Below are 13,440 nucleotides of genomic sequence, written 5' to 3'. Positions count from 1 at the left end.
GTCGGTATGACGGATCTGACCGCTTCGGTCGAAGACGCAAAGCAAGCAGAACACGATGGCAGCAAAGCAATCGCCTGGATCACCTGGTAAACGATGAGTGAAGAGTTCGAGGCTGGTATGACGGACCTCACGGCATCGGTCGAAGATGCAAAGCAAGCAGAACACGACGGCAGCAAGGCAATCGCCTGGATCACCTGGTAAACGATGAGTGAAGAGTTCGAGGCCGGTATGACGGACCTCACGGCATCGGTCGAAGACGCAAAGCAAGCAGAACACGACGGCAGCAAAGCCATCGCCTGGATCTCTTGGTAACGATGAGTGAAGAGTTCGAGGCTGGTATGACGGACCTCACGGCATCGGTCGAGGAATCGAAACATGGTGAATACGACGGGGACACTATCCCTCCGCTCTTCAAGATAATCACCTGGTAGCACCACCCAATATCCGATATGGCTCCGCCACGGACCGCCGTTAACGCAGTGCCGCTGACTGCTAGCGACGGTCCCCGAGCGGCCCAGTCCAGCTGGACATGCCTGCGGCATTGGCCCACATGATGTCCGTCTCTCACTGCGGACTCGTCCGTAGAGACACCGACCACAGACGCATATCGATGACCGACGAGCGGGCAGCAGTGCTGAGACTCACACTGAGAACTGGCATCGGGCTAGCGGGCCGCACTCTCACTCGGTCTGCCTATCGGATTTCAGGTTGCGCCAACTCACCCTATTTAATTTGCTGACACATGGACACAATACTACAGGAAATCCGAGAGACGGCAGATCGCTTCGTAACCGGTCATCAGGCGCAGTTCAATCCGTTTGACTGGGAAGCCGAATTGAAATCGGAGCTCCGACGGAAGGCGTTCACGGAGCTTGGAATGTACCTCTACTGCCAAGAGCACTACGGGAATCCACGCCCCGAGATCCGCTCCCATTTGGCGACGTTCGTCGACGATAGCCGGTACGAGGAACTCCTGTTGCGGTATCCTGGCCGGTTCACACAGAACGCCTTCCCAGCGATCGCGTTACGGACCGTCGGGGAGCTCCCACCGGGAATCGAAGACGCTGTCGACGAGGCAATCCGCAGTCATCACATCTGGGCCCAAGAACGGCTCCCGAACCAGATGGTCGATCTGCTTGTGCAGTCACGGCTTTGGGGATACGATGGACACAACCGCGACCTCGAACAGGTACTCGAGACGTCCAACCTCGCGCATCCACCGGACATCCTCGCCGCCGAGAAGAGCGAGTTCTACGACTTTACCCACAACGTCTTCCTCCCGACGGGTTGGGGCGCCGATGATCCAGCGCTTCTGGTAGGACCGCTTCCGTACGAACTCGAGACACCCATAACTGCACTCGTACTCAGAGCAATCGCGATGGAGAATGCGGACGCCGTGTTGGAGCTCCTGATTACCGGAGTTATCCAGGGCCAGCTTTCGATCCGACTTATTGAGCAGAGCCTTCGATGGATTCAGGCCGAGAAGCTGACGGACAGCCACGTCATCGGTCCCAAAACCTCCGGCGATGGCCTCGAGAACAGCAAGCTCAGAACGGTCCAGTTCGCCGACGAGTGGGGACCGGAGACACGCGAGTGGGCAGAGCACTATCACACGAACCTGGTAGCCGGGATGGCAGCCACCATCGTCCAGGCGAAGCTCCCGAAGCAGGCGGCCGACGACGAGGAGAGATTGACGACGGCCGAGTTCCGGGAGGCCGTCGCGCTCGGCCGGGCCCTGAATCAGTTGCATTCGTACCAGCTCTCGCAGGCCGCGGAGACACTGACCGCGATCAGTCCAAACACGTTCAGACGGTACCCCGATATCACACAGCGGATCACCGAGTTCTTCGAGCGACAGCGGACCGGTGATTCGTACGGGCACTGGATCGACGAGCGGCGCCTCTATACGCTGAAAACCGGGGACGACGCTGGATTCGAGTCGGAGCTCGTAGAGTCAGTCTCTGCCAGGTGTCACGAGGCAGTCGATCACATCCCTGACCCGGATCAACCACTCTCCGATTAATGATCGCGTCTATCCAGCGGTCCGCCGTCGGTGGCTGCGCAACCGGTAGTACCACTGAGAGAGGTGTGCCACCGATACGGGTCCTGCCCGTCGCTTCGCAGTATCGGCGAGGGTGTGGCCACCGAACCGGTCGCCCGGACGAACAGCCAGTCAGTGCTCGACAGCGGAACCGGGTCGGCAGACCAGCGACACTGCGCGCCCACACCGGGGACCGAAACGTATGATCGCAGGACCTTTCACCGATTCGAATTTCCGGAAGCTGTTCGCAGGACGGGCGCTGACGAATCTCGGCGACAGTCTGTACTTCGTCGCCGCGATGTGGCTAGTGTACGAGTTGACTGGGGACCCGTTCTACACCGGCCTGGCTGGGTTTCTCACGATGATACCGAGCACGTTCCAGTTCCTGGCTGGACCACTCGTCGACCGGTGGCCGCTCAGACGCACGCTGTTCTCGAGTCAGGCGCTGCAGGCAGTACTGGTACTCGGTATTCCGGTCGCAGAGTACTACGGAGTACTCACCGTCGAACTGGTACTCGTTGTTATGCCTCTCCTTTCGATTATCAACGAGATCGCGAATCCAGCAATGGTGGCGACCCTCCCGAAGTTGATCGAGGATTCGGAACTCGTCGCGGCGAACTCGGCGATCGCCGTGGCAAAGAAGGGCGTCGATCTCGTTGGCAACGGTATCGCCGGGATCCTTATCGGCCTCGTCGGTGCGACGACGCTGTTCGCGTTCAATTCCGCGACCTTCGTCATCGCCGCGCTGTTGTTCGCAATGCTCGTGATTCCCGAACCCAGCGACTCCGACGCTGACTCGCCAACGACACCCGAGGACGAGGTACCGACGACCGACGGCGGGTCTGCGTCCGACGAACAGGGCGACGTCACGACCGCAGATTGCGGGGCAGACGGTGAGGAGTTGTCCTACATCGAGGAACTCAGAATGGGGTTCTCGTACATCCGCGGGACGGTGCTCACGAAGTTGATGGTCGGTGCAGCGGTGCTCAACTTCACCTCAGGTATCACACTCGCGGCGATGCCGAGCTTCGCGGACTCACTGTCGCTCCCCGCGGCTCTGACCGTCTTCGGTGCCGCCGGTGCCTACGGAATTCTGATGGGTGCGTTCTCCGCCGGGACGTTCATCGGTTCCATTGCTACGAACCTCGTCAGCCAGCGCCCACTCGGATACACCCTCATGGGCGGGTTCGGGCTCGCGAGTGCGTGCTGGATCGTGGCGATCGCCGTCAGCTGGCTCCCGGTGACTGCCACACTATTCGTCGTCGCCTTCATTCCGATGGGGGTGATCAATATCCAGCTAGCCTCGCTGATACAGTCTGCCCCACCCGAGAACATCGTCGGTCGGGTTACGAGCCTCTACAGTTCACTTTCCGCAGGGGCGATCCCGTTCGGCTCCTTGGTTGGTGGTGTGGTTACGAATCTACTCGGCGTCCAAACAGCGATGTTCGTCGTCGGCGTCGGGTTGGTGTGTATGACCGCGTACATCGCCATCCTACCCGAGCTGCGGACACTCCCACGGGTTGAAAAGACCACCCTGTAGGGCCAATGAGTGAGATATTCAATACCGCCGAGAAGAGACGGATCGTCGGGTCAGCTCGGACCCTCATGGAGCGGCTCGAAACTGAAGATACACTGGCGTATCCGTCACAGCCCAACAGAGGGTCCAGTGAGGCAGTGTTCGATGCCTGGCGGCAGCTGTTCTCCGATACAGGGCTCAACCGCCGCGTCGATTCGCTGGTGGGGACTCCAGCGGCATGTGCACGGGCGTTCTACGATCCTCACCTCAGGGACGATGAGCCCATTCCATCGTGGGTCGACCACCTCGAATCGCTCGTCGACAATGTCCAGAGTCAGTCTCCGGCCACTGCAGGCCGGTCTGCCGACGTGCTCGGCGCGTTCGAACCCGGCGAGGAACCGGAGGAGAGGCCGTTCGGTGAACTGTCGGCCGCGATCGCCGCGTCGACGTTCGAGCGAACCCGGGACACGATCGCCGAAACCTCCCTGTCGCAGTCCGCGTTCTGGTCTCTGTTCGACTGGTTCCGGGACCGGTTCGAAGAGCAGTTCTGTCGTCTTCTCGTCTCGGAGTTCCGGGGGAACGTCGCTGCCCAAGATCCCGACCTTGCCGACGCTGACCCGGCCGAGTTCGACACGCTGCCAACATCACACTACGACGGATACGTCAAGTACCTGTTCGCGGGCGGATTCGCCGATCTCTGCCGCGCGTATCCGATGTTCGCCCGCCTACTCGCGACGGCGACCCGACAGTGGGACGACCAGCTCCGGACCGTCTGTGCTCGCTTGGCGGCGGACCGGTCCCGACTGGCCGAGGCGTTCGATGTCGAGGGGGCGCTCGGGGACGTGACGTCACTCGAACCGCTCGGAACCGAGACGTTCGGAACCCACCGAGCGCTGCTGCGCCTCGAGTTCGACTGTGGACTCTCGGTGGTGTACAAACCGCGGCCGGTGGACGCAGGGGCCGCGTTCTACCGGGTCCTCGACAGAATAGACGACCACCTCCCGACACCGGCGTTCGACACGCCACGGTTCCTGTGCCGGGATGGCTACGGGTGGATGGAGTGGGTCGAGTACGATGCGCCCGACGATACAGAGGCTGTCGCCCGATACTACGAGCGTGCAGGGGCGCTGACCTGTCTGGCCTACCTGTTCGAGATGCACGACTGTTCGGCCGATAACCTTGTCGTCAACGGCGAGCAACCGCTCCTGATCGACGTCGAAACGGTTCTGCATCCGTATATGGCAGCCGAGAGGAAACCAACCGGCAGCGACGTCGAACTGGCGTTCCAGGGGAGCGTTCGCCTAACGAGCCTGTTACCGGCGACAGGCGACCAACAGGCGGGGATGGCGACCGCCATTGCCGGTCTCGGTGTCTCTTCGACAGAAGCAGCCCTGAACGGGCTCACTAAACCGGTCGTCGTCTCGGGACGGTCCGACGTGATGACTATCGAGCAACAGCCGGTGACTGTGGATCGGTCGAGGAACGTGCCACGGCTCGACGGGCGCGACCAGCCGCCCAGCGCGTACAGCGAGGAACTGACGAGTGGGTTCGAGCAGGCGTACAGCACGATGCTGACCCTCCGCGACCGTGGCCGACTGTTCGGTAAGGACGGCCTGCTCGCTGTCTTCGAGGGCGTCGCGACCCGGTTCCTTTACCGAGGCTGGTACACCGAGGTGCTCAAGTCCTTGACGACGACCGAGGCGCTTCACGACGGAGCGCGGTTCGGGCGACGGATGGAACAGTTGGCGGTGCCGCTGTTCGAGGACGGAGGTGCCTCAGGGACCACGTCGATGTACGCCGCCGAGCGAGCGGCGTTGCGGCGCCTGGAGAAACCCCGGTTCACGTGTCGATCGGACGAGAGGAAGATCAGGCACCGGGGCGAGCCAGTCGGCGTGAAAGTCGATTCTGCCGGCCTCGACCGCTGTCGTGACCGCCTCGAAGCCGCGTCGGAAGCGGACCTGAACGAACAGGTCGACCACATTCGGGCGTGTCTCGAGGGCGTTCACGCTCCGGCCTGCAGGGCACCGGACGGCTGACCGATAGTCCAGCGCAACGACGTTCGCCAGGATCGGCCCCGCATTCACAGCTAGTTGTATCTAATTACCGTAAGGATTAATTAAATATGTCTATGATACCAATATATGTCACATAACTTCACTAGACGGAACGCGCTGACAATGGTAGCTGTAACGAGTGCTGCGGCACTGAGCGGGTGCGGATACGTCGTCGGCGGCGACGATGACCTGGTCGTCACAAACGATCGCCAGGGAAAAATCTCGATCGAACTCGAACTCGTCGACGGATCGGACGAAGCGCTGTTCGCGGACACGGTGTCTCTCTCGGCGGACAGCGAGGTCACCGAAGACGGCGTCCTCCCGTCCTCGGGCACCGTGACGTTGACTGTGACGGTCGATGGTGACCTCAGTAATACGGAGTCGTTCGAGGTTGGTGAGGAGACATCGCTCCATATCGATATCGAGGACGCGATAACGTTCGAAAAAACGGTCTGAGCGGCGTTGACCATCAGGTGGGGGTCTGGGACCACTCCGAGCGTCTCGGTCAGCGGTGGGACGCGGACGATTCGGTTCCTGCCCGAGTTCACTGACCGATACGAGACTTACGTCCGTCGACGGGCGAACGCAGTCGCACCCAATGCCACGACGGCCAGAACGAGATACGCGGCTGTGACACCGGAGCCGACTGTCGCTTCGTGTGCACCGATGTAATCGAGTGGACGGAACCCGTTCATCGGGCCCGCGTACCAGGCGACCAGATACGTGGTCTCGAATGCGCGCTGACTCCCAGTCCACGTTCCGAGTGCGAACGCGATCGCCGGGAGGGCGAGCAGCCCGACGATCCAGGCGAACATCGCACCGGATGCCCCGTTGATCGCGAAAATAAGCCCCGCGGGCAGCGTAATCGCCAGGCCGACGGTGACGGCGGCGAGATACGAGGCAGCGAGCAACGCGTATGGCCCGCCCGTAACGAATACCAGCTCCTCGGTTCGGTGGATTTGCTCTCGCGTCCCCAGTTCGGACCACAGTGAAAGCGGCAGGAGCAGTGCGAGCGGGAGGACGGCTGATCGGAGGGCGTCGACGGACGGGACGAACGACAACAGCACTGCGAGGACGCAGGCGACGTACCACCACCGCGGGCGGCCCTGTACCGCGAGCCGAAGTTCAGAGACGAACACGCGCTTGAACTGGAAGCCGGTCCGTGTCACTGGTGACAGCGACCCGGGGCTCGAGAGGGATTCATCGGTCGGTGCAAGGGCTGCGGAAGGGGAAGCGGAATCAGACTGCTCGCCCGCATCGTCCCCGTTGGAACCGAACGGGATGAACGAGCGGAACGTCCACAGTCCGGAGTCGTCGAGCCTGTTGAACGAGAGGTGTCCAGTCACCAGCAGGCCACTAGCGATGAGGAGCAATGGAAGCCGAGACAGGACGTGCTCGGCAGACCATTCGACACCCGACCAGGTGAAGGTCTTCAGCTCCGACACGGAGTTCGTATAGAAGAAACTGATCCCCCTGCCGTCGAAGCTGGGGTGCTGCTCGGCGATGGCGACCCCCATACTCCGTCGGAAGATGTGGACACCAGCGACGTCGAGCAACTCGGTCGCGGACGTCCCGAGGAGGATGACAGCGATCGCTACGAACACGTACAGCACGTTCCCTCCGGTTCCGCGCATGAACCGATTGCTCTCGAAGCAGACTGCCGCGGCTGCGACGACAGCCATCGTCGGTATCGTAACGAAAAGGTACGGTGCGAACAGCGCCCAGGCGTCGAACGACCCGGTCCCCTGAAGCAGGAACGCCACCGCAGTCAACCCGGCGAGAACACCGGTTGTGACCGTCAGTAGCAGGATATTACTCAGCCACTTCCCGAGGAGATAGCTGGTGTTCGAAAGCGGGGCAGTCGAGATGAGTTCCGCGAGGCCGGGCTGTCGATCTCTGGTGATCCCACCGCGGACGAGGGAGAACCCGAACAAGAACAGCAGTAACGTCCCGATGGCACAGAGCATCGCCCCGTACCAGGCGGCTGTCGGCACGCCGGTGTACTCCTCGGCGACGACGAGGGACGTATCGACCGTGATGAGTTTGGCGAAGTACGCCAGCAGTACGGGGACGACCAGCCACTTTTTCGTCCGCGCCCGCTGTCTGAAATCTGCCCGCGCGACGGCCAGGGTCTCCGTTATCACGTCCGCTCGCCTCCGTTCGTGGTCCGGAGGTAAGCGTCCTCGAGCGTCGGTTCCACTTGCTCGGCGTCCGGGGACGGTGACTCAGGGCTGACGATACGGGCTCGAACGCCGTTCCGGGTCCGTGTCGATCCACTGACGATATAGTCGCGTTTCACCGCCGGCAGCTCGGCGTCAGAAACGTCCCATTCCCAGACAGCCCCGGCCGCCCGATCGAGCAGGGCGGCCGGACGGTCGTGCAGGAGCAACTCCCCGTCGGAGAGGAGGGCGATCTCTGTGGCCGCCTCCTCGATATCCGAGACGATGTGCGTCGAGAGGACGACGATCCGGTCCTCGGCGAGTTCGGATAGGAGATTCCGGAACCGGACTCGTTCCTCCGGGTCAAGCCCGACGGTCGGTTCGTCGACGACCAGTAACTCGGGGTCCGCGAGCAGGCATTGTGCGATGCCGATACGCTGTTTCATGCCGCCCGAAAATCCGCCCAGAGCGCGGGCCCGATCGTTCTCGAGGTTGACGAGTTCGAGTAACTCGTCGATACGGTCCTCGGCGTCGGCGATACCTCGAATGCCAGCCAGGTACTCCAGGAACTCTTCGGCCGTCAGGTTCGGGTAGACGCCGAACTCCTGTGGAAGGTAGCCCAGTTCTTCCCGGATCGAACCGGGCTCGTCGGTCACGTCGGTGCCATTCCAGTGAACCGACCCTTCCGTCGGCTGCTGGAACGTGGTCAGGATCCGCATGAGCGTCGACTTTCCAGCACCGTTGGGACCGAGGAGCCCGACAACACCCTCGGAGCAGGAGAACGTTACATCGCGAAGCGCCCAGGTGTCACCGTACTGCTTTCCGAGGTCAGCTACAGTAAGTTTCTCCATCTATATTTCGTTAAGTAATAATGTATGGTTAGGATAAATGTCTTTTGTCCTCCCCCTGGCACACCGCTCAGAACGACAGCAACCGTGACGAACGGCGTGACCAGGCCGTAAAGTACGGCGTCAACGACTACCCCCTCCACCTCGAGGCCTTGGCTCAATACTTCTCGTGGACGACGACAGTCTTCGAACTCCCAAACTACCACCATGCACTCAGCACTCGCCACGGCACTGAAACGTATCGCGGCCCGTGAGGACTGTGATCGGTCAGCCTTGCCGCCGCTGTACGAGGCCGTCGACCCTGAGGCGCTGACCGCCGTCCTCGAGTCGAGCGCCGCCGTCACCGTTCGCCTCGCGTACGGCGACTACTGCATCGTGATCGGCCCCGGCCCGGAGGAGGTGGTAGTGCTCGACGGGGCTCAGTAACGAGTCGGCAGGCGGAATTGTCCGAGAACTACTCGGCTCCCTCGAGCCGGATTTCCACGGTGTCTCGCCAGCCCGTCCGATAGGCGTCCGTGTTCGCGCGCAGTGCCGGTCTCCGCGAGCGTCGGTGGGGACGATCGCGCCGTCCGTCAGTCCGTTTCCTCGTCGAGTCGGAACGTCGCCCGGACCGATTCCGGGAGGGGCGGTCGCGGAGCCGCTTCGTGTCGCTCGATCTGCTCGGGTTTCCGCGTTTTCCGGTGGACGGCCCGCGCCATCGGGACGCCCTCGAGGTAGTTGAAATCCCCGAGGACGTCGGCACCGTACTCGGTGAGGCCGTAGAACTTCCACGGCAGGCCGCGACGGTCCTCGTTCGGGGGATACTCGTAGAGGGCGAAGATCCCCGCGTCGACGAGCACCTCCAGTTGCTCTTCGACGGTCTTCTTCGATTTGCTCGGGACGAAATGGTTGAGTTCGGCCGACGACGCGAGGAGTTTCGGGTGCCCCAGCAGCGCCTGAACGATGCTGTGTCGCGTTTCCTGTGACAGCAGTTCCATCAGCTCGCGCTGGCGCTCCAGGGGGTTTTCCTCGCGGTCAGCGCGCGGATTCGCGGAGACGTCGGCCATGATACCCGAATGTACGATGGCGATGCCCATAAGTACACGGGCTCGACTTCCCTACGTTAGACCAGTATGGTTATTACGCTATATTTCCACACTGGTTAGTATGGCGAAGATACCGGAGAACACCGACGAACTCACGGACTTCATTCTGGACGACGTTCTCTACGGCGTGACGCTCGATCCCGTCGATAGCGAACGGCTGCTATCGTACATGCGAGCGCGGCACGAACACCTCTTCGGGCCGCATTCGACGTATTTCGTGCTCGGCAGCTACGAAACGCCGTTCAAGTATCGCCTCGACGAGGCACTGGACGTGCTGAACCGTCGCCACGACGCCTACGCGTACCTGCTCGCCACTCAGCCCGATCTCGACGTATCGGACGACGTCCCGGACCTCAAAGTGAAGTTCTTCCTCCACGCCCTCTACGCGGACGCGATTCCGCTGGTCCTCGAGCACGACACCGGCGGGGCAGTCGCCGAGTTCGGTCGCGTCGAACGCCCGACGCTGCTCGAGCGCACGTATCTCTTTCCGCGGTCCCGAGAGGAACGATACGACGACGAGTCGGTGCTGACGACGCGAGACGCGATACTCGCCCGAGCCGTCGAACTGGCGTATCACGCCGACGATCTCGAGGCGGAACTCGAGGCGCTCGCCGACCGCGCACACGAGCACGGACTGGCGATCTCGACACAGGATCTCGAGTCCTATCTGGAGTCCGAACTCGGCGGTCGCAGGCCGTCGTACAGCGGCGTGATAACTGATTCTCTGGTCCACCTCAAGGCGCTGGATCAGTGCTTTTCGTGGACGACGACGGACGAACTCGAAGACCGGCTGTCGAACGTTCCGTGATCGATTTCCTCGACGCGACCAGGCAAGCCCTCGTCCTGCTCTCATCCCGGCGGCGACACAACCGGCCCAACAAGTCAATATCCTAACGTTCTTTAGGATAGATTACGTACCGCACGAATGCGCACGAAAGTGCGCCGAGCCGGAGTGCCCAAGATCAACCAAACACTCCGGCTCGTACACCACGCCCCCGCGTAGCGGGAGCAATCCACCATTGACATCGGCGAAATAAAGATGTGCCGACGTCCCGCCAACTACTCGCAGCTGCGACTGGCGCGCTCGCTGGGTTGTGTACCGCCGTGTCGGGGCCTGCAAATCACGATAGACATGGTCTCGAGAATCACCATCCACTGCGACTGTGGTACCGACGTCCGTATCGCGACGACAGACGACCCGGCCACGTGTCCGGACTGTGAAACGGCGTTCGCGACGACGGTCTTCGAACTCCCAAACTATCACCATGCATCCAGCACTCGCCACGGCACTGAGACGTATCGCGGCCCGTGAGGGCTGTGATCGATCGGCCTTGCCGCCGCTGTACGAGGCCGTCGATCCCGAGGCGCTGACTGCGGTGCTCGAGTCGAACGCAAGCGTTGTCGTTCGCTTCGTCTACGGCGACTACCGCGTCGAACTCGGCCCCGATCCAGACGATGTGACGGTAATCGACGGGGCTCAGTAGCGGATCGTCGGTCGGAACTGGTCGACGACCACCCGTCTCCCTCGAGTCGGGCTTCTACGGCGTGTCGGCGCTCGTCCGAGGCAGTGGTCTGTCGGGAACGGTGACCGTCCTCCGTCCGTGACAGCGGCGTCTCGGCTCGTGCCGTACACTCCCACACGACGGCCGCGGGCCGCCTCGAAATCGCGAGATACTTCGGAAACACACCCCAAGTACGGGTATGTCTCGATACCTCGACGCGGGGCTCTTCCTGCTGCTCGCCGTCCTGTGGGGATTCTCGTTCCCCGCGATTTCGGTCGGCCTCGAGCACCTCCCCCCGCTGCTCTTCGCGGCCGCCCGGTACGACATCGCGGCGGTCCTGTTGCTGACCGCGGCGGCCTTTACGGTCGACGACTGGCGGCCGACCGCGCGAAACGATCTGGCGGCTATCGCGGGCGGCGGCGTGTTCCTCATCGCCGGCAACGGACTCCTCTTTCTCGGCCAGCAGACGGTCCCGAGCGGCGTCGCGGCGATCCTGCAGGGGCTGGTCCCGATCGTCACCGCGCTGTGGGCGATCCCGCTGCTGGGCGAGCGGCTCTCGCCGCTGGGGGCCGTCGGCGCGGCGATCGGCTTTCTGGGCGTCGGGCTCGTCATCCAGCCCGATCCCGCAAACCTCCTCGCCGGCGGGACCGGCGCTCGATTGCTCATCGTCGGACAGGTCTGCAGCGTCGCCCTCGGCGGCGTTCTGATCCAGCGGGCCGGCCCGACCATCGACCGGCTGCCGCTGGTCGGCTGGTCGATGCTCGTCGGCGGGTTCGTTTTGCACACCGTCAGTCTCGGAACCAACGAGTTTCCGACCGCGGATATGCTCGGCCCCGTCTCGATCGGCGCGCTGCTCTACCTCGGCGTCTTCGCGACCGCCGTCGCGTTCCTGATCTACTTCCGCGTGCTCGAGGAACACGGCGCGTTCGAGGCGGCGCTGATCGGCTACCTCGTGCCGATCGTGGCGACGGTCGCGAGCGTCTTCCTGCTCGAGGAAACGATCGGGCTGCTCACCGTCGCCGGCTTCGGGCTGGTCGCCGTCGGTTTCGTGTTGCTCAAGCGGCGCGCGATCGCCGACGCGGTGGGGTTCTCGACGGGCGTCGGGAGTCCCTGAGGACTCGAGGCCGATAGCTGGCAGTCGAGTCCCCCAGCCAGCGACGACCTCCCAACGCCGGTATCGATACCCTCTTTTCACCCCCACGTCGATGTACGGGCATGACTCACGAAATCGCCGTCATTCCGGGCGACGGGATCGGACAGGAAGTGACACCAGCTGCGGTCGAGGTCCTCGAGGCCCTCGAGATCGACTTCGAGTTCGTCGAGGCCGACGCCGGCGACGCGGTGAAAGCGGAGACGGGCGAGGCCCTCCCACAGGAAACGTACGATCTCGCGGCGTCGGCGGACGCGACGCTGTTCGGCGCGGCCGGCGAGACGGCCGCCGACGTCATCCTGCCGCTGCGGACGGCGGTCGATTCGTTCGTCAACGTTCGTCCGGCGAAGGCGTATCCGGGAGTCGACGCCGTCCGACCCGAGACGGATCTGATTTTCCTCCGGGAGAACACGGAAGGCGTCTACGCGGGCCACGAGGACCGACTGACGCAGGACGTCTCGACGCTGACCCGCGTCGTCACGGAGTCGGCCTCCGAACGCCTCGCCGACTTCGCCTGCGACTACGTCGCCGGCGACGACCACGACGGGTTCTCGATCGTCCACAAGGCCAACGTCATGCGGGAGACGGACGGCCTCTTCCGCGATACGGTCAAGCGGGTCGCCGACGACAACGGCGTCGAGACCGACGAGGTGCTGATGGACGCCTTCGCGACGCGGGTCTGTCTCGACCCCGAGCAGTTCGACGTGATCGTCTGCCCCAATCTCGCGGGCGACGTGCTCTCGGACCTCGCAGCCGGCCTCGTCGGCGGGCTGGGCCTGCTCCCGTCCGCGAACATCGGCCCCGACCGCGCCCTGTTCGAACCCGTTCACGGCACCGCGCCCGACATCGCCGGCCAGGGGGTCGCGAACCCCGCCGCGACGATCATCTCCGCCGCGATGCTGCTCGAGTACCTCGGCTACGACGAGGCTAGCGAGGACGTTCACGAGGCCGTCGAGGCGACGCTCGAGGACGGCCCGCGAACGCCGGACCTCGGCGGCGACGCCTCCACCGAGGACGTGACGAAGGCGATCATCGATCGACTGTAGACGATACCGCGCTCGAGCCTGCACCGGGCGGTTCCGGAA

Annotated in this window: 12 protein-coding genes; 9 read left to right on the top strand and 3 right to left on the bottom strand. The window is 63.0% G+C overall.

The window, feature by feature from the left end; genetic code table 11:
- Positions 1–742: 742 nt before the first annotated feature.
- The 4 genes from NDI89_RS00635 to NDI89_RS00620 all read left to right on the top strand — a co-directional run bounded on the left by NDI89_RS00635 (position 743) and on the right by NDI89_RS00620 (position 6,067).
- Entirely contained in the window at positions 743–2,023 is a 1,281-nt protein-coding gene (locus NDI89_RS00635) for a DUF6895 family protein (protein WP_277519540.1), read from the top strand.
- Positions 2,024–2,243: 220 nt separating this feature from the next.
- Positions 2,244–3,581 carry an MFS transporter gene (locus NDI89_RS00630; protein WP_277519539.1) on the top strand — a complete coding sequence of 446 codons (1,338 nt, stop codon included), beginning with the start codon at positions 2,244–2,246 and terminating at the stop codon, positions 3,579–3,581.
- A gap of 134 nt (positions 3,582–3,715) precedes the next feature.
- Entirely contained in the window at positions 3,716–5,593 is a 1,878-nt protein-coding gene (gene lanM / locus NDI89_RS00625; protein WP_277519538.1) for a type 2 lanthipeptide synthetase LanM, read from the top strand.
- Between the two features lie 141 nt (positions 5,594–5,734).
- Positions 5,735–6,067, top strand: coding sequence for an Ig-like domain-containing protein (locus NDI89_RS00620; protein ID WP_277519537.1), 333 nt, complete (start codon positions 5,735–5,737; stop codon positions 6,065–6,067).
- 107 nt (positions 6,068–6,174) lie between these two features.
- On the opposite strand, the gene NDI89_RS00615 is transcribed toward NDI89_RS00620, so the two are convergent.
- Positions 6,175–7,755, bottom strand: coding sequence for a hypothetical protein (locus tag NDI89_RS00615; RefSeq protein ID WP_277519536.1), 1,581 nt, complete (start codon positions 7,753–7,755; stop codon positions 6,175–6,177).
- On the bottom strand, positions 7,752–8,621 hold the full coding sequence (locus NDI89_RS00610) for an ABC transporter ATP-binding protein (RefSeq protein WP_277519535.1): 870 nt from the start codon (positions 8,619–8,621) through the stop codon (positions 7,752–7,754). Before NDI89_RS00610 ends, NDI89_RS00615 begins: the two co-directional genes overlap by 4 nt.
- Positions 8,622–8,825: 204 nt before the next feature.
- On the opposite strand from NDI89_RS00610, the gene NDI89_RS00605 reads away from it, so the two are divergent.
- Positions 8,826–9,044 carry a HalOD1 output domain-containing protein gene (locus NDI89_RS00605; RefSeq protein WP_277519534.1) on the top strand — a complete coding sequence of 73 codons (219 nt, stop codon included), beginning with the start codon at positions 8,826–8,828 and terminating at the stop codon, positions 9,042–9,044.
- A 146-nt stretch (positions 9,045–9,190) separates the two neighbouring features.
- Here the strand turns inward: NDI89_RS00605 and NDI89_RS00600 are convergent, their stop codons facing one another.
- Positions 9,191–9,664, bottom strand: a complete 474-nt coding sequence (locus NDI89_RS00600; protein ID WP_277519532.1) for an ArsR family transcriptional regulator — start codon at positions 9,662–9,664, stop codon at positions 9,191–9,193.
- Between the two features lie 100 nt (positions 9,665–9,764).
- Between NDI89_RS00600 and NDI89_RS00595 the strand changes: the two genes are divergently transcribed.
- The 4 genes from NDI89_RS00595 to leuB all read left to right on the top strand — a co-directional run bounded on the left by NDI89_RS00595 (position 9,765) and on the right by leuB (position 13,401).
- A complete protein-coding gene (locus tag NDI89_RS00595) occupies positions 9,765–10,511 on the top strand; it encodes a DUF8170 family protein (protein WP_277519531.1) in 747 nt (248 codons plus the stop codon).
- A 457-nt stretch (positions 10,512–10,968) separates the two neighbouring features.
- Positions 10,969–11,187, top strand: coding sequence for a HalOD1 output domain-containing protein (locus NDI89_RS00590; protein WP_277519530.1), 219 nt, complete (start codon positions 10,969–10,971; stop codon positions 11,185–11,187).
- Between the two features lie 217 nt (positions 11,188–11,404).
- Positions 11,405–12,319 (top strand): DMT family transporter, encoded by a 915-nt coding sequence (locus NDI89_RS00585; RefSeq protein ID WP_277519529.1) that lies wholly within the window; start codon positions 11,405–11,407, stop codon positions 12,317–12,319.
- Between the two features lie 101 nt (positions 12,320–12,420).
- Positions 12,421–13,401 (top strand): 3-isopropylmalate dehydrogenase, encoded by a 981-nt coding sequence (gene leuB, locus NDI89_RS00580; protein ID WP_277519528.1) that lies wholly within the window; start codon positions 12,421–12,423, stop codon positions 13,399–13,401.
- Positions 13,402–13,440 lie beyond the last annotated feature (39 nt).

The organism is Natrinema salsiterrestre, from assembly GCF_029502005.1.
Classification (GTDB): Archaea; Halobacteriota; Halobacteria; order Halobacteriales; family Natrialbaceae; genus Natrinema; species Natrinema salsiterrestre.
The sequence above is the reverse complement of the archived record's forward strand: the minus strand, read 5'-3'. Positions and strand labels throughout refer to the sequence as shown.